This window comes from Kribbella sp. NBC_00359, from assembly GCF_036097425.1.
Taxonomy (GTDB): domain Bacteria; phylum Actinomycetota; class Actinomycetes; order Propionibacteriales; family Kribbellaceae; genus Kribbella.
Map to the genome: position 1 here is coordinate 2510587 of NZ_CP107975.1, position 23967 is coordinate 2534553.

At 69.8% G+C, this 23967-nt stretch carries 21 protein-coding genes; 5 read left to right on the forward strand and 16 right to left on the reverse strand.

What is annotated here, in order from left to right:
- Positions 1–63: 63 nt before the first annotated feature.
- Positions 64–660 carry a ParA family protein gene (locus OG876_RS12310; RefSeq protein ID WP_328524950.1) on the forward strand — a complete coding sequence of 199 codons (597 nt, stop codon included), beginning with the start codon at positions 64–66 and terminating at the stop codon, positions 658–660.
- Positions 661–708: 48 nt separating this feature from the next.
- Here the strand turns inward: OG876_RS12310 and OG876_RS12315 are convergent, their stop codons facing one another.
- The 4 genes from OG876_RS12315 to OG876_RS12330 form a co-directional block, all read right to left on the reverse strand.
- A complete protein-coding gene (locus OG876_RS12315) occupies positions 709–1857 on the reverse strand; it encodes an ROK family transcriptional regulator (protein WP_328524951.1) in 1149 nt (382 codons plus the stop codon).
- Positions 1858–1938: 81 nt separating this feature from the next.
- The gene (locus OG876_RS12320) at positions 1939–2823 is read right to left on the reverse strand and encodes an oxygenase MpaB family protein (protein ID WP_328524952.1); all 885 of its coding nucleotides are present in this window, start codon (positions 2821–2823) and stop codon (positions 1939–1941) included.
- A 27-nt stretch (positions 2824–2850) separates the two neighbouring features.
- On the reverse strand, positions 2851–3411 hold the full coding sequence (locus OG876_RS12325; RefSeq protein ID WP_328524953.1) for a GNAT family N-acetyltransferase: 561 nt from the start codon (positions 3409–3411) through the stop codon (positions 2851–2853).
- A gap of 44 nt (positions 3412–3455) precedes the next feature.
- Positions 3456–4751, reverse strand: a complete 1296-nt coding sequence (locus OG876_RS12330) for an XRE family transcriptional regulator (RefSeq protein ID WP_328524954.1) — start codon at positions 4749–4751, stop codon at positions 3456–3458.
- Positions 4752–4980: 229 nt separating this feature from the next.
- Between OG876_RS12330 and OG876_RS12335 the strand changes: the two genes are divergently transcribed.
- Positions 4981–5154 carry a hypothetical protein gene (locus OG876_RS12335; protein WP_328524955.1) on the forward strand — a complete coding sequence of 58 codons (174 nt, stop codon included), beginning with the start codon at positions 4981–4983 and terminating at the stop codon, positions 5152–5154.
- A 372-nt stretch (positions 5155–5526) separates the two neighbouring features.
- Here the strand turns inward: OG876_RS12335 and OG876_RS12340 are convergent, their stop codons facing one another.
- A complete protein-coding gene (locus OG876_RS12340) occupies positions 5527–5919 on the reverse strand; it encodes a MarR family winged helix-turn-helix transcriptional regulator (RefSeq protein WP_328524956.1) in 393 nt (130 codons plus the stop codon).
- A 28-nt stretch (positions 5920–5947) separates the two neighbouring features.
- On the opposite strand from OG876_RS12340, the gene OG876_RS12345 reads away from it, so the two are divergent.
- On the forward strand, positions 5948–6379 hold the full coding sequence (locus OG876_RS12345; protein WP_328524957.1) for a MarR family winged helix-turn-helix transcriptional regulator: 432 nt from the start codon (positions 5948–5950) through the stop codon (positions 6377–6379).
- A 1-nt stretch (position 6380) separates the two neighbouring features.
- Here the strand turns inward: OG876_RS12345 and OG876_RS12350 are convergent, their stop codons facing one another.
- Positions 6381–7400, reverse strand: a complete 1020-nt coding sequence (locus OG876_RS12350) for a GNAT family N-acetyltransferase (protein ID WP_328524958.1) — start codon at positions 7398–7400, stop codon at positions 6381–6383.
- 228 nt (positions 7401–7628) lie between these two features.
- Positions 7629–9083, reverse strand: a complete 1455-nt coding sequence (locus tag OG876_RS12355) for an MDR family MFS transporter (RefSeq protein WP_328524959.1) — start codon at positions 9081–9083, stop codon at positions 7629–7631.
- 124 nt (positions 9084–9207) lie between these two features.
- On the opposite strand from OG876_RS12355, the gene OG876_RS12360 reads away from it, so the two are divergent.
- Positions 9208–11457, forward strand: coding sequence for an NACHT domain-containing protein (locus tag OG876_RS12360; protein ID WP_328524960.1), 2250 nt, complete (start codon positions 9208–9210; stop codon positions 11455–11457).
- On the opposite strand, the gene OG876_RS12365 is transcribed toward OG876_RS12360, so the two are convergent.
- The gene (locus OG876_RS12365) at positions 11454–12587 is read right to left on the reverse strand and encodes an MFS transporter (protein ID WP_328524961.1); all 1134 of its coding nucleotides are present in this window, start codon (positions 12585–12587) and stop codon (positions 11454–11456) included. The two genes, OG876_RS12360 and OG876_RS12365, sit on opposite strands and share 4 nt — an antisense overlap.
- Positions 12588–12642: 55 nt before the next feature.
- On the opposite strand from OG876_RS12365, the gene OG876_RS12370 reads away from it, so the two are divergent.
- Positions 12643–13371: an AraC family transcriptional regulator gene (locus tag OG876_RS12370; RefSeq protein ID WP_328524962.1), complete on the forward strand. Its 729-nt coding sequence runs from the start codon at positions 12643–12645 to the stop codon at positions 13369–13371.
- On the opposite strand, the gene OG876_RS12375 is transcribed toward OG876_RS12370, so the two are convergent.
- From OG876_RS12375 to OG876_RS12410, 8 genes are all read right to left on the reverse strand, one after another.
- Complete coding sequence (locus OG876_RS12375; protein WP_328524963.1) at positions 13344–13988, reverse strand: TetR/AcrR family transcriptional regulator; 645 nt, start codon at positions 13986–13988, stop codon at positions 13344–13346. The two genes, OG876_RS12370 and OG876_RS12375, sit on opposite strands and share 28 nt — an antisense overlap.
- Entirely contained in the window at positions 13981–15546 is a 1566-nt protein-coding gene (locus OG876_RS12380) for an AMP-binding protein (RefSeq protein WP_328524964.1), read from the reverse strand. Before OG876_RS12380 ends, OG876_RS12375 begins: the two co-directional genes overlap by 8 nt.
- Before the next feature lie 48 nt (positions 15547–15594).
- Entirely contained in the window at positions 15595–16752 is a 1158-nt protein-coding gene (locus tag OG876_RS12385) for an acyl-CoA dehydrogenase family protein (RefSeq protein WP_328524965.1), read from the reverse strand.
- Between the two features lie 76 nt (positions 16753–16828).
- Complete coding sequence (locus OG876_RS12390) at positions 16829–18736, reverse strand: ATP-binding protein (protein ID WP_442914124.1); 1908 nt, start codon at positions 18734–18736, stop codon at positions 16829–16831.
- Complete coding sequence (locus OG876_RS12395) at positions 18736–20289, reverse strand: acyl-CoA carboxylase subunit beta (RefSeq protein ID WP_328524967.1); 1554 nt, start codon at positions 20287–20289, stop codon at positions 18736–18738. The genes OG876_RS12390 and OG876_RS12395 overlap by 1 nt, the downstream gene beginning before the upstream one ends.
- The gene (locus tag OG876_RS12400) at positions 20286–21407 is read right to left on the reverse strand and encodes an acyl-CoA dehydrogenase family protein (RefSeq protein ID WP_328524968.1); all 1122 of its coding nucleotides are present in this window, start codon (positions 21405–21407) and stop codon (positions 20286–20288) included. The genes OG876_RS12395 and OG876_RS12400 overlap by 4 nt, the downstream gene beginning before the upstream one ends.
- Positions 21404–23152 (reverse strand): acyclic terpene utilization AtuA family protein, encoded by a 1749-nt coding sequence (locus tag OG876_RS12405; RefSeq protein ID WP_328524969.1) that lies wholly within the window; start codon positions 23150–23152, stop codon positions 21404–21406. The genes OG876_RS12400 and OG876_RS12405 overlap by 4 nt, the downstream gene beginning before the upstream one ends.
- Positions 23149–23937: a TIGR03084 family metal-binding protein gene (locus OG876_RS12410; protein WP_328524970.1), complete on the reverse strand. Its 789-nt coding sequence runs from the start codon at positions 23935–23937 to the stop codon at positions 23149–23151. Before OG876_RS12410 ends, OG876_RS12405 begins: the two co-directional genes overlap by 4 nt.
- Between the last annotated feature and the right edge of the window lie 30 nt (positions 23938–23967).

Genomic DNA, 23967 nt, shown 5'->3' on the forward strand with positions numbered 1-23967 from the left:
GATGTGGGCGAGCAACGCCGACGACACGCCGGATTTCGGACAAAACCGGGTAAGTTCGGTCTCATGATCATCGTGACAGCTGCACTGAAGGGCGGGGTCGGCAAGACAACCACGTCGGTGTACTTGGCCTCGTTGGCATCTTCCAACCGTCGCACAGCCACTCTGGTCGACGCGGATCCACAAGGCAGCGCAGCCGACTGGATCGAAGCCTCCGACGACCAGCACCTGGCCAGGATCGAGATCGCCGAGGCGCCGACCGAGCGCCTCCTGAGCAAGGCACTGGACAAGGTGCCGCCGGAGGGCATCGGCATCGTCGACATGCCCCCGTCCCACGAGCGGCTGCTGAACAAGGCGCTCGAACGGGCCCGGATCGTGATCATCCCGACCCGGGTGGGCGGGGTGGAGACGCCGCGAGTGAAGGCCGTGCTGGACCTGGTGCCGGACAACGTCCCGGTGGGGCTGGTGATCTGCTCGGCGCGGACCTACACCCGCAGTTACCAGGAAGCGATGCAGCAGTACGCCGAGGAAGGCGTCCCGGTCTGGGGCACGATCCCCGAGCGGGTCTCCATCACGGCCGGCCCGTCCGGACCGCTGGCCGCGGACGGACTGGAGTCCTACAAGAAGGTCTGGCGCAAGATCCTGGCCGCGGCCCGGACCTGATCGCCCGAGGGGTTGGATCCGCGAACTCGCTCGCGGATCCAACCCCTGTCAGCGTTGCAGCGGCGGTTCGCCGCGCACGTAGGAGCGGATGACGGTGGCAGCGGCGCCGCGCGCCCAGTTGTCGAAGGTGTGTGAGCGCAGCATCAGCCGGCTGTCTCCCGCGGCGCCGAAGGCATGGTCCGCGAACGTCTGCCGCATCCGCTCCTCGTACAGGTCGTACTCCGCCACGCCCTCGCCCGCGATCACCACGAGCTCCGGGCCGACCAGGTTCACCATCGCGGCCAGGGCCGCACCGATCACCTCGCCGGCCCGGTCGAACGCCTCCCGCGCATGCTCGTCACCCTCGTGGGCCAGCTTGATCGCGCCGGCCAGATCCAGATCCGCACGGCCGGTCGTCTCGCGGGTCCGCGCCAGGATCGCGTCCGACGAGGCAACGGTCTCCACACAACCACGCCGGCCGCACGTGCACACCAAGTTGCCGGGCGCAAGGGGGAGATGGCCGAGTTCGCCGGAGACGCCGTACGCGCCGGACACCACTTCGCCGTTGATGTAGAGGCCGCAGCCGATGCCGGAGCCGATCGTCACGACAGCGAACGAGTCCGCGTTCACCCCGACGCCGAACCAGTGCTCGGCCACGGTCAGCGCGCGGACGTCGTTCGTGACCACGATCGGCACCTTGATCCGCTTGCCGAGCAACTCCGCGACCGGAACACCGCGCCAGCCCATCAGCGGCGAGTCGCGCACCACGCCGTGCCGCGCATCCACATCACCGGACACCGCGACGCCGATCCCGATCAGCGGCCCGGCCAACGCCTCGCCCGACTTCAGCGAGCCGATCAACGCCTTCACCAGCTCGGCAAGTCGCTCGATCACCCGCTCCGGCGCTGTGTCGTCGAGCTTCTCGTGCCGGACGCTCAGGATCCCGGCGGTGAAGTCCGTGGTCACCCCGATCAGGCTGGTCGGGGTCACCTTCACCCCGATCACGGAGACGCTGCTCGGTACGACGGTCAGCGGGCTGACCGGCCGTCCGATGCCGAGCTGGCTGTCCACATCGACCGGCACCGCCCCCTGCTCGGTGACGAACCCGGTCTCGATCAGCGGCGCGACCGCCTTCGTCACAGCCGCCTGGGACAGCCCGGTCCGGCGCGCGATCTCCACCCGCGGGATCGGGCCCTGGGTCAGAATTCTGGTCAGCACCGCGACTCCCGCCGGCGTGGCCAGGGGGAGCGGACGATGAGGACGCAGCGGCACGAGAACAACCTACCGGCGAGTCCGCCGCTAAACCTCGATATTTCCCAGGATGGGTGAGGTCAGAGCCCAACGGATGGTGCGGGTGAGGCCTTCGCCGGCCGCGCGAACGACGGTCCGCTCGGCCAGCGGCAGGTACGGGAGCCGCAGCGGCCAGCGGGTCCACCACGGCAGCAGGCCGACCGCGGCGGCCGTGAGTACGCCGTACGCCGGACGCGCGGCCCACGGCACCGGCGGGTGGACGAGCATGAAGCGCGCAGCCTGGCGTGCCTCGGTCGTGCCGCGGAGCTCCGGCCGATACTCGGCCAGCATCTGACGTAGCTCGACCATGGTGGTCGGAGGGTCGACCACACCGAGCTTGCGGGCAACGAGTGCGGCGTCCTCGACGTACAGGTCCTGCTCCGTGGCGTCGAGCGGCTGAACGCCGTACGTCTGGTGGGCGGCGAGGAAGCTGTCCAGCTCGGCCAGGTGGACCCACTTGAGCAGATGCGGGTCCGAAGCTCGGTACTTGACCCCGTCCGGACTGGTCCCGCGGACGCGCTCGTGCACCCCCTGCACACGGGCGATCGCTTCCTCCGCGTCCGGGATCGCGCCGTACGTCGTGATCGCCAGGAAGTAGCTGGTCCGGCGCAACCGTCCCCACGGGTCGCCGCGGTAGCCGGAGTGCGCGGAGACGGCCGCCATTGCCAGCGGATGCAGCGACTGCAGCAGCAGGGCGCGCAGACCGCCGGCGAACATCGACGCGTCGCCATGCACCCGGCGGATCGGGCGGTCCGGTGCGAACCAGCGTGGACCGGGGGTGTTGTGCACCCGGTTGCGTTCAGCGCGCGGGTCCGGACCCGCCACCTTCGTCATGATCATCCGTGCGAGTCCGTCCCGCAGCGGGTCCAGCGGTCCAGCGAGGGTGGCGGTCATACGACCAGTGTGCCTCGACTGATCTCGTCACGGTTCCAGGCGGCCGCCGGACGAACGCTCGGCGTACTCGTCCTCCAGCAGCGAGTAGAGGAGGGAGTCGCGCCAGTTGCCGTTGGTGAACACGTGGTCGCGCAGGTGGCCTTCGTAGGTGAAGCCGATCCGCTTGACGACGGCGATCGAGGCCTCGTTCTCCGGGCCGATCGCCGCGGTGACCCGGTGCCTGCCGAGCGGGCCGAAGGCGAAGTCGAGCATCACGCGGGAGGCATCGGTCGCGTAGCCGTGCCCCCAGTGGTCGGCGTGGATCGCATAGCCGAGCTTGGCCGCCCAAGGCCCGCTCGGAGCGATCCGCGCGAAGCCGATCACTTGATCGCCGTCCTGGCGGGTGACGGCGAGCATGTGCTCCGGGCGGTCCTCCCGCGCCGAGCGTTCGATGATGCCGGCCAGCATCTCCGCCGCCTTGTCGCGGTCGTAGCTGTCGAACGCCATCCAGGCGGTCACCCGGTCGTCGCCGGCGATCGCCAGGTAGTCGTCGAGGTCGGAGGGCCGGAAGTCACGGAGTCTGGTCAGGTCACCGGTGAGGGGCTCCATCAGTGCTTCATACCTTCCCAACCCCTTCGCCAGGTCTGCGCACGCTACCGGGAGAAGGTCTGCATCGGCGTCCGGGTGAACATCTCGATCTCCTCCTGCAACTCCCGGGCGTCGTCCGCGCGTCCGGACTGCCGGAGCGCCTGGTGGACGCGGCGGGCCGAGTGCACCACACCGTTGATCCGGCGCTCGGTCGGCAGGCCCAGCACTGGGGCGATCGCGTCGGCCGCGCCGTCCAGCTCACCGCTGGCGATCCGGCTGATCGCCATCGCGGCCTGGCTGCCGGCGGCGTCGCCGAAGGCCCACTCCGGGTGGTTCTGGTCGGTGTAGGCGTCGACGGCCTGACGGGAGTACCGCTCGGCCTGGTCGACCTCACCGGGCAGCCAGGCGAGCGCGTCGGCGGCGTAGTACAGCTGGCGGTGACGGCCGAAGGTGCACAGGCCGCCCATCTCGTCCAGGTCGTCCTTGCGCACCGAGCTCCAGGCTTCTTCGGCCCGCTCGAGCGCGGCCCGGGTGGCCTCCGGGTTGCCCAGCGCCGCCCAGGCCCGGGCCTCGCTGACCGGCAGCCAGACGCTGGTCGTGCTGTTGGCCTGCTCGGCGTACCCGGCGCCGAGCTGTGCGTACCGAACCGAGTCGTGCGGGTTGCCGGCCCAGTAGGAGACCAGGGACTGCAGGCCGCGCACCCAGGCGCGCAGGCCGTGGTGGTCGGCGTTGTCGGCGCACAGGAACGCGGTCCTCGCCTGCGTCAGGGCAGCATGCGGGTTACCGAGGTCGTGGGACGCCTTGGCCAGCAGACCGCCGGTCACGCCGCCGAGGAAGTACAGCTGCCGCAGGTGCTCCGGGCGTTGCCGGCTCTCCAGCAGGGCGAAGACCAGGTCCTGGGTCTCGACCAGCTGGCCGAGGATCTCCGGCAGCGGGCGCTGCGGGTAGGCCTTCGCGACGTGGCGCACATCGTCGTACACCTGTTCCATGGCCTCGCTTCCGAGACCGGACTGGGCCGCGAGGGCAAACGCCCTCGCGCGGCTGGCAGCCATGTCGAGAACCTCCATCTCATTACCTGTCGTGATCCGTCCACTCGCGGCAGGTGACGGCACCACCTGGGCAGCCTGCTCGGCGACGTACGGCGCGAGGAGCTCCTCGACCGGCTTGCCGAACATGCGTTGCAGGGTGCGCCGGGTCTGAGGAGTGGTGCCTGCGCGCTCGCCTGATGCGAGACGCCGCAGGTGCCGCTCGGTGATGGTTCCACCCAGCTCGACGAACTCGGCGACGATCTCGGAGTAGGTCTGGTTCCGGCGCTGGATCAGGTGCGCCAGGACCGTCTTTGGCGTATACCTACCCGCCATCGTTCCTCCTGTTCACGTCAGATCAGACGTTGTCTCGACTCATGCCCCACGACAAGGTGCGGTCCCCCAGATGTCCGCCAGAGGACCGGAAGAGGTCCGGCAAAGGTCCGGTCCAGGTCCTAGAGCGGTCACGTTGGGCTCGTGCACCATTACTGCCATGACAACCAGTAAGTCCAACTGGTTGCAAGGGCTCAGAGTTACGGGGTGAGAGGTAGTGACCATCGCGGAGATGACGTCGAGGCAGCACCGACGCAGAGTTCGGGTCTGGTTCGGCGAGCATGTGATCGCGCAGTACGTCGCGGACGCGCCACTGGCGGCCCGTTACGAACAGGCGATGCGGCGCCGCTTCGCCGGTCTCCGAGTCACCAACGACCTGCTCGGCCCACTCGACAGCACCGACTGAACACCTGAACCTCCGGGTCCTCCTCAGACCCGGCCGCTGCGCCCTGGGGTCTCCTCACGTCCAGGGGTAGCACTTGGAAGGTCCGTGGCACTCCTCAGTCCCGGACGAAACCCAGGTGCGGTCCGGAGCACTCCTCAGCTCCGGACCGCACCGCCCACCGACCCGGCTGGGCCTGGCGGTTGACCCTGTATCACCGCCGCCCAGCCGTTCCAACCACCTCCTGGCCGACACCTCGGGCCAGGCGGGGCCGAGTGTCCTGGGCGGTAGGACACCGGAGGCTCCCGACACCTCACCGGGAGCCTCTCCCTGAGGTGGCCGGCTCTGCTGTGTGACCGTCGCGCCTGGGCGGTCACACAGCGGAGCACTTTCCTGTCAGCTGAGGTTCGCGGCCATCCGGCGGAGTACGCCGACCGTCGCGACGTACTCCTGATCGCTGACTCCGGCCGTCACCCGCCTGCGCTGCTCCTGGACCTTCGTCGTCAGCGCCTCCAGCGCCGCGCGGCCCGCGGGCGTGAGTTCGTCACCGCTCAGCCAGCCGCGCTCGGCCAGCGGGTCCGTGACCGTCGCGAGCTCCGCCGGGTCCCCGGTCAGGAACGGCGCCAGCGCAATCGCAACCGACTCCGACCCGGCGGCCGCATTCAGCGCCTGCCACTGCCGGCGGGTCAGGCCGTCGGCCGCGAGGACCTGCTCGAACGACGCCTCGAGCAGCCGGTCCAGCTCTTTCAGCCACCATCCGATAGGCTTGTTGTCATCTGACATATACATGTCAATGAACATATAACCTGGAGAGGCTGTGGCCAAGCCCGATCCCGCGATCGCGGTCGAGTCGGCGATGATCGCGGTCCGCCGGCGGCAGACCCGCCGTACCTTCGCGGTCGAGTCCGGTGGGCCCGACCCGGTTCAGGAGGTCCTCGACGCGATCGAGGCAGCGGCGCCCGACGCCCTCGGCGTGAACGGAGTGGCGGCTGCCCTTGCGGTGGACCAGCCCCGGGCGAGCAAGCTGGTGGCGGCGGCCGTGTCGGCAGGCCTGGTACGGCGGGAGGCCGACCAGCGGGACGGACGTCGTACGAACCTCGTGCTGACCGCCGCGGGCAGGGAGCAGCTCGATGTGGTGCACGCCTACCGGCGAGAGCGGTTCGCCGCGGCGATGAACGACTGGACCGCCACCGAGCGCGAGGCCTTCGCGGACCTCCTGACCCGCTTCGTGGCCGGCTTGGACAGCTAGATCAGATGTCAGCTTCCGGTCCGGTGATGTACACGGCGAACGGCGCATCGGGTCGCACCTCGTCGGAGCCCTCGACCAGGCCTTCCGCGGTGATCTCGCCGGCGTAGGTCATGCCGAGTCGCTCCATCACCGCCCGGGACGCCACGTTGTGCCGCTCGGTGGTGGCGACCACTGCCTGGGCCGCGAGCGTCCTGAAGGCGAAGTCCAGCCCGGCCCGCCCGAGCTCGGTCGCCAGCCCGCGACCGCGTGCCGGCGCGGCCAACGCCCATCCGAGCTCCAGCCGGTCGGCCGCCCACTCCGGACCCACCAGCTCGGCAACGGCCACCGTGAATGGCGTGCCGACCGGCATGCGGGACAGTCCCCCTCGGCCGGCGAGCGCTCCATCAGCGCGCTCGTACGCGATCCACTTGCTGACGGAGTCCCGCTCCCAGCCGGTCTGGAATTCGGCCGCTCGCTGCGCCGCGACCTCGGGGGACCAGGAGCCGGCGTACCAGTACGCGACCCACGGGTCCGCGTAGAGGCTGACCAGGTCCTCCACATGTCCGGGCAGGACCCCGTTCGGTCCGGTGATCGGTTCGAGGCGGAGGCGGTCGGTGAACCTGGTCCGCACCGTGTGAGCCACCAGATCGCGCAGTCGCCGGTCGCCGTCGGTCCGGTTCACCATCAGCAGGTCCAGGTCGTCCGGCCCGACCCAGGCCGACGCGTCGTGCTTGCCGGCTTCGAGTCGCGGACGAGTGAGGTCTCCGTCGACGGTGATCAGGTAGTCGAGCTCACGCCGTACGCGGCCCTCGTACTCCCACTCCCAGTCGGCGACGGCCCACACGATGTCGCGGACCTTCCACCCGGTCTCCTCCTCGACCTCACGCGCCAGCGCCTGCTCCGGCGTCTCCCCCGCTTCCAGATGCCCGCCGACGATGTCCCAGATCTCCGGATACAACCGCCGCTCCGCCGTACGCCGCTGCACATAAACCCGCTGCCGCTCGTCCCGGATCAAAGCACCCACACAGTCAACCGAACGCATGCCCCCAACCTAGACCGCCGTGATCGACTACCGAGGTCCCAGTCGAAGAAGCGGGCCGCGATGTGGTCCGCGTCGGCGGCTGCGACGGGTGGGCGGATCCGGATGTAGTACCAGAGGGCGCTCATGTCCCCGCCCCCAGTTCGGAGTGTGTGCTTGCCTCAGGCACCTGCACGAGATCAGCAGGAGCAGCACTACCGGCCGCGCTCGGGCGGTTGCGGAGATGGCTGGTCAGCGACCTGCCGGCGGGCGTTCCGCGACTCTGTTGGGCATGAAGAGGACCGCGACGACGAGGAGTACGGCGGCGACCGCGGCGCCGTAGAACACATCGTGGATCGCGGGAGCGAGCACCTCGCCCGGGAGTTTCTCCAAGTCCTCGTGGCTGTCGCCGAGGCGAGCCGCGACCACACCGTTGGCCACCGCGCCGAAGACCGCGACGCCGACCGCGCTACCGACCGAGCGCGAGAACATGTTGGCGCCCGTCACCACACCGCGCGTCGTCCAGTCCACCGACGACTGGGCGGCGACGACCGACGGTGACGCGGAGAAGCCGAGACCGACGCCGATCACGAAGCAGGCCGCGGCAAGGTGCAGTACGGAGCTGCCGGAGTCGACCATCAGCAGTAGAGCCGAACCGAGTACGACGATGATCGCGCCGAAGAGCATGGTCGTCCGGAACCCGAGCCGCAGGTAGATGCGCCCGGCAAGCGATGCCGCGATCGGCCACCCCAGCGTCATCGCGGCCAACGCGAACCCGGCGACCAGAGCCGACGTACCGAGCACACTCTGGGCGAAGAGCGGGACGTACGTCGACAGGCCGATCATCAGCAGCCCGATCAGCAGCGCGGCCGAGTTGGCCGAGTTGAGCACGCGCTGGCCGAGCACCCACAGCGGCAGGATCGGTTCGGCCGCCCGCCGCTCGACCAGGACGAACACGATCAGCAGCACCGCCGCCGCGGCCAGGATCGCGATGCTCGCGCCGGAGGCCCAGGTCCACATCACGCCGCCCTCGAGCAGGCCGAGCAGCAACAGGGAACCGCCGATCGCGAGCAGGACCGCGCCGGCGTAGTCGATCTGGTGGCTGGCCTTCCGGGTGACGTTCTCCTGGAAGCGGCGCACCAGCACCCACGCGGCGGCGAGCCCGAGCGGGATGTTCACGAAGAAGATCCAGCGCCAGGAGATGTAGTCCGAGAACACGCCGCCCAGCGTCGGGCCGACGAACGACGCGATCCCCCACACGCTGGCGATGTAGCCCTGCACCTTGGCCCGCTCCGCGACCGTGTAGATGTCGCCGACAATCGTCATCCCGATCGGCTGGATCGCGCCCGCACCGAGACCCTGGACCAGCCGGAACGCGATCAGCGCCGGCATGCTCCAGGCGAACCCGCACAGCACCGAGCCGAGGATGAACAGCCCGACACCGAGCAGCATGATCGGCTTGCGGCCGCGCAGGTCGGCGAGCTTGCCGTAGATCGGCACCGACACCGCCTGGGCCAGCAGATAGATCGAGAACAGCCAGGGGAACTGGGTGAACCCGCCGAGGTCGTCGACGACCGACGGTACGGCGGTGGCCAGGATGGTGGCGTCGATCGCGACCAGCCCGACGCTCAGCATCACCGCGAGCAGGATCGGGCCACGCTCCGACCGGAGCCCCACACTCGCCCGGTCGATCCGCTCAGTAGTCATATCAGTGGCCAATGTATGTGATGTGACAACGATTCCCCGAGTCCGGGCCCAGCTGGTGAAACGGTGACCGGACGGCACGCGGAGGTGGGGGACTGTGGGCTTACGGCCGGTTACGCTCCGGGGGGTGAGGATCCGGGATGGGATGGTGCGGGCCGTCGTGCTCGTGGTGACCGTGTCACTCACCCTGGTGTTGTTGCCGATCGCGATCAACGTGGGCACCGGCGGGACGGCGCCGAGGTTCCTCGCGCCGTACGCGGGCTGGACCTGGCCGCTGATCGGGCTGCTCTGGCTCGTCGCGATCGTCACCGCACTCTTCGAGTTCCGCAGCCGTCGCCTGCCGACCGTCTCCGGACGCAGTGCGGACCAGCCGCGCAACCGGCCCAACGCCCTCGCCCGCGTCGACCGCTATCTGTCCCAGCGTCATGCCGGCTCGCTCGCCTCCCGCACCCGCATCGCGCTCGCTCTCGACGAGCGGCCCGAGGCAGTGCTGCGCCCGTACGACCTGTTGGTCCAGCCGCTCGACAGCGCACCACGCGAGGTGCCCGACGAGACCGACATCGCTGCCGTGTTCGACGAGCTCCAGGACTCGATGCTGATTCTGGGTGCGCCCGGCGCCGGCAAGACCACTCTGCTGCTGGAGCTCGCCCGCACGCTGTCCGAGCAGGCCCACGCCGACGAGAGCAAGCCGATCCCGGTCGTGGTCGATCTGGCCGGCTGGACTGCGCAGCCGTCCCGCAAGGATGACGACGACCAACACGACAGCGCGAACCTGGCCGGCTTCGTCCGCTGGCTCCTGTTCGAGCTCAGCACCCGCTACGGCATCCCCGCCGCCGTTGGCCGCACCTGGCTGCGGCGTGGTCGCTTGGCCCTTCTCCTCGACGGTCTGGACGAGATCGCCAAGCCGAACCGTCCCAAGCTTGCACCGGTGCTGGAAGAACTTCGCCGCCGCTATCTGATCGGCAAGCTCGCAGTCACCTGCCGCACGCAGGACTACGAGCTCCTCCCCGACCAGCTCAGCCTGTACGGCGCTGTGCACATCAGACCGCTCAACCGGCAACAGGTGCTCGACTACTTCGCCGCCGTCGGGCCGGAGCTGGACGGCGCTCGCGCCGCGATCGAGCAGGACGACACTCTCTGGGACCTGGTCAACTCGCCCCTGATGCTGAACGTCACGATCCTCGCCTACCAGGGCCGAGCCCCGGAGGAGGTCGCCGCCGGCGGCGTCGCAGACCTCCGCCGCGAGCTGTTCGACACCTACATCACCGAGGTCCTCGCCCGCGACCGCTCCACCAGCCGCCAGTACGACTCCAGCACGGCGGTCCGCTCACTGTGGTGCCTCGCCTGGTGGACCCGCAGCCGCGCCGGCGATCGCACCGCCGTACCCCGATGGCTCGTCCCGAACGGCTGGTACGGCCTCTCGCTCCCAGAGGTGGATTACCTCGCCCACGCCGTCTGCCTGCCAGCACTCTTCGCCGGCCTCGCCGCGGGCGCGACGCTCGCGACGCTTGCGCAGTACGGCGTACTCGCGGCGCTGGCCGTAGCCGGGGCCACACTGCTCCTCGTGCACCTGCGCCCTCACCCCTGGCAGGCACTCACCACCCACGGACCCAGACCGCAGTGGGTGCCACTCCTGACAGCCACACTCCTCGCGGGTACGGCGACCACCGTCATCCTCACGGTCGCCGCGATGGGGCTGGTCGAGTTGCTCCCGACATCGGTCGCCCTCGCAATCGAGGCCGCCGCGATCGCAGCGTCGTACGTCGTCGAGCTGATGGTGTTCCATGACAACCGGCGCCGGCTGCTGCTCGCAGTCCGGCTGACGGTCGTCGTCGCGGCCAGTTGGCTGACGCTCGGCCTCGGTGACGCGCCGGGCAGCTTCGCCGCCGGGCTCGCGATCGGCCTGATCGTTGCCCAAGGCATCCGCATGGTGAAGTCGCTTCCGACCGATCATCTGGTCCGGCCGACGACCGGACAGGGCCGGCGGATGGACCCGTGGGTACTGGGCGGTGCTGCCGCCGGAGTCCTGCTGGCCCTGGCGCTCGGTGCGGACCCGGCCTCGCCCCACCTGGAAGCCGTCGCCGGCGTCATCGTCGGAGCCGTCGCCGCGAAGGCCTGGCGCCGCCGGCCACCGGTGTTCGCCGGCCCGCTGTCCCGCCTGCTCCACGACTTCCTGCTCCGCTGGACCGGATACCTCCCCTGGCGCCGCCGAGCCTTCCTCAGGTACGCCGCCGACCGCTATGTACTCGCCCGCAGCGGCCGCGGCGAGTACTCCTTCATCCACCTGCTCGTCCGCGACCACCTGGCCGAATGCTCACCCGACCAACTGGCCGCCAAGGTCGACCGCCGCATCGCCGAACGCGCCGCCCGCCGTTAAGCCGTCTCCGGCTCGGTGAGGGCGTGACCGATCAGACTGCTCGTGAGGGCCAGGGCGATCAGCGTGCTGAGGGCGAGGCGTAGGGAGGTGTGCTCGGCGATCGTGCCGAGGACCGGAGTGGCGACGCCACCGATGCTGACCGCCAGGCCGAGCGTCATCCCGCCGGCGGTGCCGACGCGGCTCGGGAGGAAGTCCTGCCCGAGCGTGACGTGCAGCGAGAACGGGATCGACATCGCGATCGCGGTGACGGCGAGGAACCCGAAGAACGCCGGCCCGGGCGCGAGCACCAGACCCGCGAGCGCCGGCACGGCCACGGCGTACGACGACCGCAGGGTCCGGACCCGCCCGTAGCGGGTGGCGAACCGGCCGCCGAGCAGTGTGCCGAACGCACCGGCCGCGAACAGCACGAACAACGCCACCCCGCCGGTCGTCGTCCCGCCGCCGACCCGCTGACCGGCGTACAGGGCGATGAACGTGCCGAGCCCGACGAACACGATCGACCGGCAGATCATGATCGCCGACAACCGCAGGAATGACGACCAGTCGTCGGCACCGGCCGCGGCAGACTGATTGCTCGAAGCAACCAATTGGGCGGAGCGTAGCGCCAGCCGGGTGATCACCGCCCCGGCGAGTGCGGGCACGATGAGCACCGGTGTCAGCGACAGTCCGCCCGCCGACAGGATCGGCGTCACCAGCACCGGCGCCAGCGCGAACCCGACGTTCCCACCGACCGAGAACCAGCTCATCCCGACATGGCTTCCGCCACTCACCGCCCGCGCCATCCGCGCGGCCTCCGGGTGGTACGCCGCCACCCCGAGCCCGGACAACGCGGCGGCCAGCCAACTCAGCCAGTACGACGGCGCGACCCCGATCAGCGCGATCCCGAGCCCGGCGGTGGTCATGGCGACCGGGATCAGCCAGGTCAGCGGGCGCCGGTCCGTCAGTACGCCGAACACCGGCTGGACCACCGAGGACAACAAGGTCGCGGCCAAGGTGATCCCGGACACCGCGACGTACCCGAGCCCGCGCTCGGCGACCAGGAACGGCACCAGCGCCGGGACGCTGCCCTGGTACACATCCACACAGGCGTGGCCGACCGCCATCAGCCCGATCGGGCGAAGTCTCCGCACACCATCGATCGTCGTGGCCGGACTGCCTGTCCGGCTTCCGATAAAATGCCAATCTATGCCGGAAACCCGCCAACGTCCCGCGACCACCGGCCACCAGCCGATCCGGGCCGGTGGCGGCATCGAGGCGCACTGGCACGACCAGCATCAGATCGTCTACGCCGGCCGCGGCGTCCTCTCGGTCACCACCGACGCCGGCAGCTGGATCGCCCCGGCCACCCGGGCGATCTGGGTCCCCGGCGGCACCCTCCACCAACACCGCGCCTACGGCGAGACCACGCTGCACACAGTAGGCCTCACCGAGAATCCGCTCGGTCTGGACGGACCGTCGGCGTTGGTAGTCAGCCCACTGCTGAGGGAGCTGATCCTGACCTACACGTCAGGTGATGGCGATCAGGAGGAACGGGAGCGGCTGCACGCCGTACTGCTTGATCAGCTGCGGCGGTCGCCTCAGCGGCCTACCTACTTGCCGGCACCCCACGACCCACGGCTGGCCGCTGTCTGCGACCTGTTGCGCGAGGACCCCGCGGACACCAGGACGCTGACCGAGCTGGGTCGCGAGGTCGGCGCGAGTGAGCGCACCCTGAGCCGCCTCTGCCAGACGGACCTGGGGATGACGTTCCCGCAGTGGCGCACCCAGCTGCGCCTGCATCACGCTCTCCGGCTCCTGGCCCACAACGAGTCGGTGACCCGCGTGGCGCACCAGTGTGGGTGGGCGTCGACGAGTGCGTTCATCGACACCTTCCGCCGGGCCTTCGGTCACACGCCGGGGTCTCGCAAGGCCTGATCGAGGATGCGGCTCCACTGCCGCACGATCCCCCGACGCCGCGCACTGTCATCCGTGAGCAGGTCAGCCAGCCCGAGACCGCGCGCCATGTCCAGCACACCCTGCACGGTCTCCCGGACACCAGGCGTCCGTTCGCTCACCTCGAGCACTTCCAGCAGCGCCCGGTGGGCCTGGCGCCCGACATGCGCCTCCAACCGGACGATCTGTCGCCGCAACGCCTCCTCGGTCGATGCAGCGACCCAGAGGTGCAGGGCCGCTCGGAAGAGCGGTCCGGTGTAGACATCCGCGAGCATCCCGACGATCGCCTCGGTCCGGCCGGGCCCGCTGGGCAATCGACCAGCCTGAGCGCGGATCTCCGCCAGCCGCACCTCGGTCATGTACTCGACCGCCGCCGCGAACAGATCCGCCCGCGTCGGGAAGTGGTGCTGAGCCGCACCCCGCGACACCCCGGCCCGGGTCGCCACGACACTCACCGTCGTCGCGGCGTACCCGACCTCGGCCAGCGACTCCACGGCCGCCGCGAGGAGCCGCTGCCGGGTCGCCCGGCTGCGGTCCTGCTGGGGTGCTTTGAGGCCGTGAGCGAGCGCAGCGAGTTCACCATTGAACACTTCACTCACGGGCGGCCTCGCGGGCTCGCAGCTCCCGCCGCAGGATCTTGCCGGACGCGGCCTTCGGCACCGCTTCGATGAACTCGACCTGCCGCACCTTCTTGTACGGCGCCACCCGCTCCGCGACGTACTCCATCACGTCGGCCTCGGTCAGCTCGACCCCCGGCATCGGCACCACGAACGCCTTCGGCACCTCGTTGCCGTCGGCATCGACGCCGATCACCGCCGCGTCCGCGATCCGGTCATCGGTGAGCAGCACCGCCTCGAGCTCGGCCGGCGGCACCTGGTAGCCGTGGTACTTGATCAGTTCCTTCACCCGGTCGACGACGTACAGATAGCCGCGCTCGTCCACCCGGCCGATGTCGCCCGTGTGCAGCCAGCCGTCCGGGTCGATGGTCGCGTCGGTCTCGGCCTGCCGGCCCAGGTAGCCCTTCATCACCTGCGGTCCGCGGATCCAGATCTCGCCGGTCTCCTCGTCGCCCACGTCGTTGCCATCGGCCCCGACCAGGCGCATCTCGGTGGACGGGAACAGCTTGCCCACGGCGCCGGGTGGCGGGTTCGGGTCGTCCTGCGGCACGGCGTGCGTGCCCGGCGACAACTCGGTCATCCCGTACGCCTGCAGGATCGCGGGCAGCCCGAGCCGCTTCGCGCACGCCTCGGCCAGGTCACCGTCCAGCGGAGCCGCCGCCGACGTCACGTACTTCAGCGCCGACAGGTCCACGCTGTCCACGGCCGGGTGTTTCGCGAGCGCCAGTACGACGGGAGGCGCGACGAACGCCCGGGTGATCTTCTGCTCGTCGAGCGTGGTGAGGAACTGCTGCAGGTCGAACTTCGGCAGGACGACGACCGTCGCGCCGAGCCGGAGCGGGAGGTTCATCAGCACGGACAGCCCGTAGATGTGGAAGAACGGCAGGATCGCGATGATCCGTTCGTCCTCGGCGACCGTGATCATCACCTCGGCCTGGGAGATGTTCGTCGCGATGTTCCGATGCGTCAGCATCACGCCTTTGGCCGCGCCGGTGGTCCCGCTGGAATACGGGAGTACGGCGACGTCCTCGGCCGGATCGATCGTCACGTCCGGTGCGGGTCCGGTGGACGCGACCAGTTCCATCACCGAGCGGTACCCCTCGGCCTGGTCGCAGACGAAGATCTCGGTGACGTCCGTGCCCTCGATCGCCGCGGTCGCGACCGGCAGGAACAGCGAGATCGTCACCAGCAACTTCGCCTTCGAGTCGACCAGCTGCTTGTGCAGCTCGTCCGCGGTGTAGAGCGCGTTGACCGTGGTCACGGTCGCGCCGGCGCGGGTGGCCCCGTAGAAGACGACCGGGTAGAGGATCGTGTTCGGGCTGTACAGCGCGATCGTGTCGCCGTGCCGGATCCCGAGCTCGGCCAGGCCGGCCGCGACCCGGCGGCTCATCGCGTCCAGCTGGGCGTAGCTGATCTCCTTGCCCGTGACCCCGTCGACCATGGCCGGCCGGTCGCCGTACTCCTGGGCGCGACCGAGGACGGCGTCGTGGATCGGGACGTCGAGCACTTCGACGGGCGGGAATTCACTGGTGATGATCATCGGCGGGATCCTCTCCTTGCCCGGATGGTGAACAGACTGTGCTGGATCTCAGTACGACTTGGGTAGACCCAGCGAGTGCTGGGCGACGAAGTTCAGGATCATTTCCCGGCTGACCGGCGCGATCCGGGTCGCGCGGGCCGCCGCGACCAGCGAGGCGACGCCGTACTCCGTCGTCATGCCGTTGCCGCCGAGCGACTGGACCGCCTGGTCGGTGGCCCGGACCGCCACCTCGCCGGCGGCGTACTTCGCCATGTTCGCGGCCTCGCCGGCTGCCAGGTCGTCGCCCGCGTCGTACAGCGCGGCGGCCTTCTGCATCATCAGCCGGGCCAGCTCGAGCTCGATCTTGATCTGCGCGAGCGGGTGCGCGATCCCCTGGTGGGCGCCGATGGGCGTGTTCCAGACCTGCCGCTCCTTGACGTACGCGGTCGCCTTGCCGAGCGCATGCCGGGCGATCCCGAGCGCGAATGCGGACGCCATGATCCGCTCCGGGTTGAGCCCGGCGAACAGCTGCATGAGGGCGGCGTCCTCGGAGCCGACGAGCGCCTCGCGCGGCAGTTGTACGTCGTCGAGGAACAAGGCGAACTGCTTGTCCGGGCTGATCAGGTCCATCTCGATCTGCTGGTACTCCACCCCGGGCGCGTCGACCGGGACGATGAACAGCGCCGGCTTGAGCTTGCCGGTCCGGGCGTCCTCGGTCCGGCCGACCACGAGCACGGCCTGGGCGATGTCGAGCCCGGAGATGAAGACCTTCCGCCCGGTCAGCGACCAGCCGTCCTCGGTACGCCGGGCGGTCGTGGTGATCTGGTGGGAGTTCGACCCGGCGTCGGGTTCGGTGATCGCGAACGCCATGATCGTCGTACCGTCTGCCAGACCGGGCAGCCAGCGTTGCTTCTGCTCGTCGGTGCCGAAGCGGGCGATCACCGTGCCGCAGATCGACGGCGAGACCACCAGCATCAGCAACGGGCAGCCCGCGGCACCGAGCTCCTCGAGGACTATCGACAGGTCGGCCATGCCGCCGCCTCCGCCGCCATACTCCTCGGGCAGGTTCACCCCCAGGTAGCCGAGCTTGCCGGCCTCGAGCCAGAGCTCGGTCGTGTGCCCGCCGCTCCGCGCCTGCTGGTTGAACCACGCGTAGCCGTACTTCTTCCCGAGCTCTCGCACTGCCTTGCGGAGCGCTTGGCGTTCTTCGGATTCGATGAAGCTCATCGACGTCCTCGCTTCGCTCCGGGCGCCGATGAGGCACAAAACGCGCTGTGCTTGATGGTGATCTCGCTTCGCTCGTTCACTCTTCCTCCCCTACGACCGCCAGTACGGCGCCGACCTCGACCTGCTGTCCTGCCTGGACCATGAGCGCACCGACGATCCCGTCGGCCGGCGCGGCGATGGTGTGCTCCATCTTCATCGCCTCCAGCCACAGCAACGGCTGCCCTTGTTCGACCTCGTCACCCACCTGCACGCCGACCCGGATCACGATCCCCGGCATCGGCGCCACCAACGATCCGGCCGCGACCTGCTGCGACGGGTCCGTGAACCGTTCCACCGGCGTCAACGCGACGCTCCCCAGTGACGAGTCCACACAGACGAGCCCGTCGTACGCCGCTACCTCGAAGGTACGCCGTACGCCGTCAACCGCCAGCACCACGCGATCCGCCGTACTGTCGACGAGCTGAACGTTGCCCGCTGCAACCAATCCGTCCCGGGTCAGCCGATACTCGACCTGGTAGGTGTCGTCCCCGGCCCGGTAGCTCTTCCGCTGCGGCTGCGATGCCAGATTCCGCCACCCACTGGGCACCCGGACCACCGGCACCCGGGCGGCCGCATCAGCGAGCGCCGCCGCCAGCGCCGACACCCGCACAACCTGGGTTTCGACCGCGGCGCCGACGCCGTGCTTCTCGAAGAACCCGGTGTCGGTATCGCCCGCCAGAAACGCTGGATGCCGCAGGACCCACACCAGCAGGTCCCGGTTGGTGCCTACCCCATGGATCCGCGCCCGCTGCAGCTCTCCCGCCAGCCGCCGCGCAACGGCCGCCCGATCCGGCCCGGACGCAATCACCTTGGCAAGCATCGCGTCGTAGTACGGCGAAACCTCGGAGCCGCTCTCGACCCCCGAGTCCACCCGCAGGTCCGGCGAGACCTCGAACCTCCGCAGCACCCCTGTCTGCGGCTGCCAATCCTGCGCCGGGTCCTCGGCGTACAGGCGCACCTCGATCGCGTGGCCGGTCGTGGGTGGGGGGTCGCTGGGCAGGCGGGTGCCGGCGGCGACCGCCAGTTGCAGCTCCACCAGGTCCAGACCGGTTGTCTCCTCGGTGACCGGGTGCTCCACCTGGAGGCGTGTGTTCATCTCCAGGAAGTAGAAGTTGCCCTGCTCGTCGGCCAGGAACTCGACGGTGCCGGCGCCGACGTACGCGATCGCGGCGGCCGCCTTGCGGGCCGCGTCGAACAGTGCGGCGCGCATGGACGGGATGCGCTCGACCAGCGGGGACGGGGCTTCCTCGATGACCTTCTGATGGCGGCGTTGGATGGAGCACTCGCGTTCGCCGACCGCCCAGATCGTGCCGTGCCGGTCGGCCATGATCTGGACCTCGATGTGCCGGCCGGACGCGAGGTAGCGCTCGCAGAAGACCGTCCCGTCGCCGAAGGCGGACAACGCTTCGGCCGAGGCCGCCTCGATCTCACGCGGCAGGTCTTCCAGCCGCGAGACCACCCGCATCCCGCGTCCACCGCCGCCGGCCGATGCTTTGACCAGCACCGGCAGGTCGTCCGCTGAGACCTCCGCGGGTGTGAGCTCGGCGAGCACGGGCACGCCGGCGGCAGCCATCAGCTTCTTCGCCTCGATCTTCGAACCCATCGACGAGATCGCGTCCACCGGCGGCCCGATCCACGTCAGACCCGCATCGATCACGGCCTGCGCGAACCCGGCGGTCTCCGACAGGAAGCCGTAGCCGGGATGTACGGCGTCCGCGCCGGCCCGCAACGCCGCGTCGATGATCAACTCACCACGGAGATAGGTCTCGCCGGGCGTGTTGCCGGGCAGATGCACCGCCGCGTCCGCCTCGCCCACGTGGGGCGACCGCGCGTCGGCGGTCGAGTGGACGGCGACCGTGGAGAGCCCGAGCGCACGCGCGGTACGGAAGATCCGCCGAGCGATCTCACCCCGATTGGCCACCAGCACAGACGTGAACACGCGCATCACATCCTGAAGACGCCGAAGGAGGAGGTGCCCTCCACCGGTGCCGAGTGGATGGCGGACAGGCAGATGCCCAGGACGGTTCGGGTGTCGCGGGGATCGATCACGCCGTCGTCGTACAACCGGCCGGATAAGAACATCGGCAGCGACTCCGCTTCGATCTGGCCCTCGACGTACGCGCGCATCTGGGCGTCGGCCTGCTCGTCGTACGGCTGCCCCTTCGCCTCCGCGGCCGCCCGCGCCACGATCGACAGCACCCCGGCGAGCTGCTGCGGTCCCATCACCGCCGACTTCGCCGACGGCCACGCGAACAGGAAGCGTGGATCGAAGGCGCGACCACACATCCCGTAGTGGCCGGCGCCGTACGACGCTCCCATCAGGATCGAGATGTGCGGCACCGTGGAGTTCGAGACCGCGTTGATCATCTGCGCGCCGTGCTTGATGATCCCGCCCTGTTCGTACTCCTGCCCGACCATGTAGCCGGTGGTGTTGTGCAGGAAGATCAGCGGCGTGTTCGCCCGGTTCGCCAGCTGGATGAACTGGGCCGCCTTCTGCGACTCCTCGCTGAACAGCACGCCGCGGGCGTTCGCCAGGATGCCGACCGGATATCCGTGCACCGAGGCCCACCCGGTCGCCAGCGACGAGCCGTACAGCGGCTTGAACTCGTCGAACACCGACCCGTCCACCACGCGAGCGATCACGTCCCGCGGGTCGAACGGGATCTTCAGATCACCCGGCACGATGTCCAGCAGGTCATCGGAGTCGAGCAGAGGTTCGTCGTACGACCGCTTGGGTGCCGGACCCTGCTTGCGCCAGTTCAGCCGCGACACGATCTGGCGCCCGAGCCGGATCGCGTCCTGCTCGTCGACCGCGAAGTAGTCCGCCAGGCCCGACTTTCGCGCGTGCATCGACGCGCCACCGAGCGACTCGTCGTCCGCGTCCTCGCCGGTCGCCATCTTCACCAGCGGCGGCCCGGCCAGGAACACCTTCGCGCCGCCGTCGACCATCACCACGTAGTCGCTCATGCCCGGGATGTACGCGCCGCCCGCGGTCGAGTTGCCGAACACCAGCGCAATCGTCGGGATCCCCTCGGCCGACAGCCGGGTCAGGTTGCGGAACATCGCGCCGCCGGGGATGAAGATCTCCTTCTGCGTCGGCAGATCCGCGCCGCCGGACTCGACCAGGCTGATCACCGGTAATCGGTTCGCCCGCGCGATCTCGTCGGATCGCAGTGCCTTGCGCAGCGTCCACGGGTTGCTGGCGCCACCTTTGACCGTCGGATCGTTCGCGGTGATCAGGCACTCGACCCCCTCGACCACGCCGATCCCGGTCACCAGGCTTGCGCCGACGGTGAAGTCCGAACCCCAGCCGGCCAGCGGCGACAGCTCGAGGAACGGCGAATCCGGGTCGAGCAGCAACTCGATCCGCTCCCGCGCCAGCAATTTCCCGCGCTGGTGGTGCCGCGCGACGTACTTCTCGCCACCACCCGCCAGCGCCTTCGCGTGCTCCACCTCGAGCGCGCTCAGCTTCTCCAGCATCGCCTCGCGATTGCTCATGCTGTGAACCCCAGTCGTTTCGAGGCCAGGCCAGTCATGATCTCCGTGGTGCCGCCGCCGATGGCGAGGATCTTCTGGTCGCGGTACTGGCGTTCCACTTCGGCCTCCCGCATGTAGCCGAGACCGCCGTGCAGTTGGAGCGCCTGGTCGCACACCCACTGCCCGGCCTCGACCGCGGTGTTCTTGGCGAAGCACACCTCGGCGATCACGTCCTCGCCGTTCATCGCCCGTTCGGCCACGTGGTGCACGTAAACCCGGGCGACGTCGATCCGGCGGGCCATCTCGGTGAGCGTGTGCTGCACGGTCTGCCGTGAGATCAACGGCCGACCGAACGTTTCCCGGTTCCTGCACCACTCGACGGTGAGGTCGAGCGCCCGTTGCGCTCCGGCGTACGCCTGCACCGCCAGGGTCAGCCGCTCGGCGACGAAGTTCACCGCGAGCTGCACAAACCCGCCGCCTTGGGTCCCCACCAGATTCTCCACCGGAACCCGTACGTCGGTGAACGACAACTCGGCCGTGTCCGAGCACAGCCATCCCAGCTTCTCCAGCTTGCGCGACACCTCGAATCCCGGCGTGCCCTTCTCGATCACCAGCAGGCTGATCCCGTGCGCGCCCGGCCCGTCGGTGCGGACCGCGGTCGTCACGAAGTCCGCGCGGCACCCTGAGGTGATGTACGTCTTCGCCCCGTTCACGACGAACACGTCGCCCTCGCGGCGGGCCGTCGTACGGAGCGAGGCGACGTCCGAACCGCCGTCGGGTTCGGTGATCGCCAGCGCGCCGATCAGCTCACCGTCGAGGGTCGGCCGCACCCACCGGCCGATCTGCTCCTGGTTGCCTGCAGCAACGATATGGGGAACGGCGATTCCGCAGGTCAGCAGGGAGGCGACCAGCCCGCCGGACCCACCGGCGTAGTGCATCTCCTCGACCACCGCGAGCGCGTCGAGCAACGAACCACCGCCACCACCAACGGCCTCCGGGAACGCGACCCCGAGCAACCCGAGCTGACCGGCCTTCTTGTGCAGCTCGCGCGGCAGCTCGCCGTCGCGCTCCCATTGATCCAGGTGCGGCAGCACCTCGGCCGCCATGAAGCGCCGGACGGATGGCCGGAAGTCGTTCACAGCAACACCTCCGGTACGTCGATGTACCGGGACCGCAGCCACTCGCCGACCGCCTTCGCCTGCGGATCGAACCGCGCTTGCGCGGCAACGCCCTCGCCGAGCAGTCCCTCGACCACGAAGTTGACCGCCCACAGATTGGGCAGCAGATACCGCGTGACCGTCAGCTCCCTGGTCTCCGGCAGCAACTCCTGGAAGAGCTCGACCGTCAGCGAGTGCGCCAGCCACCGCCAGGCCTTCTCCTGCCGCACCCACACGCCGACGTTCGCGTCGCCGCCTTTGTCGCCGGACCGCGCACCGGCGATCCGGCCGAGCGGGATCTCGCGCGTCCGCGGTCGTCCGCTCGATGCGAGCTGGGGCAACGGCATCGGCAGTCCGGTCTCCTCGACCGCGGTCAGCGGCTGCGTCTCCGCCGCGGGCTCGATCACCTTCCGCGTCCCGTCCGGCAGTACGACGACCTGCTCCACCGCGCGGATGTCGACGTACCCGGCCCGGAAGACGCCGTACGGCGATCCGTCGCCCGGCGGCGCGGTCACGTGGAAACCGGGGTAACTCGCCAGCGCCAGCTCGACCGCGGCGCTGGAGAACGCCCGGCCGACCACCTTCTGATCCGGGTCCTTCACCGCGCACCGGAGGAACACGCTGGCCTCCTCCTCGGTGTCCGCGTTCGGCTTCTCGGTCCAGGCCACGGTCCATCGCAGCTCGGCCGGCCGCTTCGGGAGGGCTCGCTCGAGCTGCGCCTTGACCAGCTCGGCCTTCTCCTCCAGCTGAAGGCCGGTGAGCACGAAGTCCACCTCGTTGCGGAACCCGCCGACGCTGTTCAGCGAGACCTTGTACGTCGGCGGCGGCGGCTCACCGCGGACACCGGAGATCCGGACCCGATCCGGGCCGTCGTCGTCGAGTTCGATGCTGTCCAGGCGGGTGGTGACGTCCGGACCGGCGTACCGGGCGCCGGTGATCTCGTAGAGCAACTGGGCCTTGACCGTGTCGATGGTGACCGCGCCGCCGGTGTTGTCGTGCTTGGTGATCACGCTGCTGCCGTCGGGGTGGATCTCCGCGATCGGGAAGCCGGGCCGGCCGAGGTCGCGGATCTCGCTGAAGAACGCGTAGTTGCCGCCGGTCGCCTGGCAGCCGCATTCGATCACGTGGCCGGCTGCGACGGCTCCGGCGAGTTCGTCGTACTGCGTCCGCTTCCAGCCGTGGTGGGCGGCGGCGGGCCCGACGATCACCGAGGCGTCGGTGACGCGGCCGGTGACGACGACGTTCGCGCCGGCTTGGAGGGCTTCCGCGATACCCCAGGCGCCGAGGTACGCGTTGGCGGTCAGCGGGGTGCCGAGGTCCAGCTCCTCGGCTCGCGCGAGCAGGTCGTCGCCTTCGACGTACGCGATCTTCGGGTGCAGGCCGAGGCGGTCGGCGAGCTGCTCGATGGCGTGCGCGAGTCCGGCGGGGTTGAGGCCGCCCGCGTTGCTGACGATCTTCACGCCGCGGTCGAGCGCCTCGCCCAGGCCGATCTCGAGTTGCTTGAGGAAGGTCCGCGCGTACCCGAGGGACGGGTCCTTGAGCCGGTCCCGGCCGAGGATCAGCATGGTCAGCTCGGCCAGGTAGTCGCCGGTCAGCACGTCGAGCGGACCGCCGGTGAGCATCTCCTGGACCGCACTGAACCGGTCGCCGTAGAAGCCGGACGCGTTGCCGATGCGGATCGGCGCGGTCGCGTCGGGTGCGGTCTCGTCTGCGGCCGGCCCGGTCATGCGAACTGTCCTGGTCGGCGGCCCTTCCCCGGCAGACCGGCGAAGGCCTGGATGATGCCCAGCCACTCCTCGGCGTCCTCGCCGGTGGCCTCGACCGCGAGGTCCTCTCGGTGCCGCCGTTGGGTCGCGAGCAGGCAGAAGTCGACCGCCGGAGCGGTCACCCGCTGGGCTGCCTCGTCCGGACCCCAGGTCCAGGTGTCGCCGTCCGGCCCGGTCAGTTCGACGTAGAACGGCTCGGCCGGCGGAGTGCGGTCGTTCAGCAGGTAGGCGAAGTCGCGGGTGCGAACGGCCAGGTGGGCGACGTGACGGAGCCGGTTGCTCGGCTGACGTCGTACGCCGAGCGCGTCGAACACGTCCTGCCCATGCGCCCACGTCTCCATCAACCGGGCGGTCGCCATCGAAGTCGGACTCATCGGCGGGCCGTACCAGAGCACCTTCTCACCGGTCGGGACCTTCTTCAGTGCATCGGCGAGCTCGGTGCGGGTCTCGCGCCAGTACGGCAGGAGCTGGTCAGGCGGCAACACGGCGCCCTCGGCGGCCCCCTCGTCCACGTAGCCGGTCGGGTTGGCGGCGGCCTTCTGCAGCGAGGCCTTGAACCCTTCCGGATCGGTGGCGGCCAGATGCGCGGCCTCGTCGGTCCAGGCCAGGTGGGCGATCTGATGTGCGATCGTCCAGCCTTCGGCCGGCGTCAGCGTCGCCCACGCGTCGGCGGCCAGGCCGCCGACGAGCCGATCCAGCTCCGCGCTCTCGGCCCACAGATCAGCCAGCACTTCGTCCACTTGCACGCTGCACTCCCTCGCCGGGGATCGTGCAGC

What these genes read in the sequence shown, in the direction of transcription:
- OG876_RS12310 (WP_328524950.1), top strand. Translation starts at nt 64, where the DNA reads ATGATCATCGTGACAGCTGCACTGAAGGGCGGGGTCGGCAAGACAACC.
- OG876_RS12320 (WP_328524952.1), bottom strand. Translation starts at nt 2,823, where the DNA reads ATGACCGCCACCCTCGCTGGACCGCTGGACCCGCTGCGGGACGGACTC.
- OG876_RS12325 (WP_328524953.1), bottom strand. Translation starts at nt 3,411, where the DNA reads ATGGAGCCCCTCACCGGTGACCTGACCAGACTCCGTGACTTCCGGCCC.
- OG876_RS12330 (WP_328524954.1), bottom strand. Translation starts at nt 4,751, where the DNA reads ATGGCGGGTAGGTATACGCCAAAGACGGTCCTGGCGCACCTGATCCAG.
- OG876_RS12335 (WP_328524955.1), top strand. Translation starts at nt 4,981, where the DNA reads ATGACGTCGAGGCAGCACCGACGCAGAGTTCGGGTCTGGTTCGGCGAG.
- OG876_RS12340 (WP_328524956.1), bottom strand. Translation starts at nt 5,919, where the DNA reads ATGTATATGTCAGATGACAACAAGCCTATCGGATGGTGGCTGAAAGAG.
- OG876_RS12350 (WP_328524958.1), bottom strand. Translation starts at nt 7,400, where the DNA reads ATGCGTTCGGTTGACTGTGTGGGTGCTTTGATCCGGGACGAGCGGCAG.
- OG876_RS12355 (WP_328524959.1), bottom strand. Translation starts at nt 9,083, where the DNA reads ATGACTACTGAGCGGATCGACCGGGCGAGTGTGGGGCTCCGGTCGGAG.
- OG876_RS12370 (WP_328524962.1), top strand. Translation starts at nt 12,643, where the DNA reads ATGCCGGAAACCCGCCAACGTCCCGCGACCACCGGCCACCAGCCGATC.
- OG876_RS12380 (WP_328524964.1), bottom strand. Translation starts at nt 15,546, where the DNA reads ATGATCATCACCAGTGAATTCCCGCCCGTCGAAGTGCTCGACGTCCCG.
- OG876_RS12385 (WP_328524965.1), bottom strand. Translation starts at nt 16,752, where the DNA reads ATGAGCTTCATCGAATCCGAAGAACGCCAAGCGCTCCGCAAGGCAGTG.
- OG876_RS12390 (WP_442914124.1), bottom strand. Translation starts at nt 18,736, where the DNA reads ATGCGCGTGTTCACGTCTGTGCTGGTGGCCAATCGGGGTGAGATCGCT.
- OG876_RS12395 (WP_328524967.1), bottom strand. Translation starts at nt 20,289, where the DNA reads ATGAGCAATCGCGAGGCGATGCTGGAGAAGCTGAGCGCGCTCGAGGTG.
- OG876_RS12405 (WP_328524969.1), bottom strand. Translation starts at nt 23,152, where the DNA reads ATGACCGGGCCGGCCGCAGACGAGACCGCACCCGACGCGACCGCGCCG.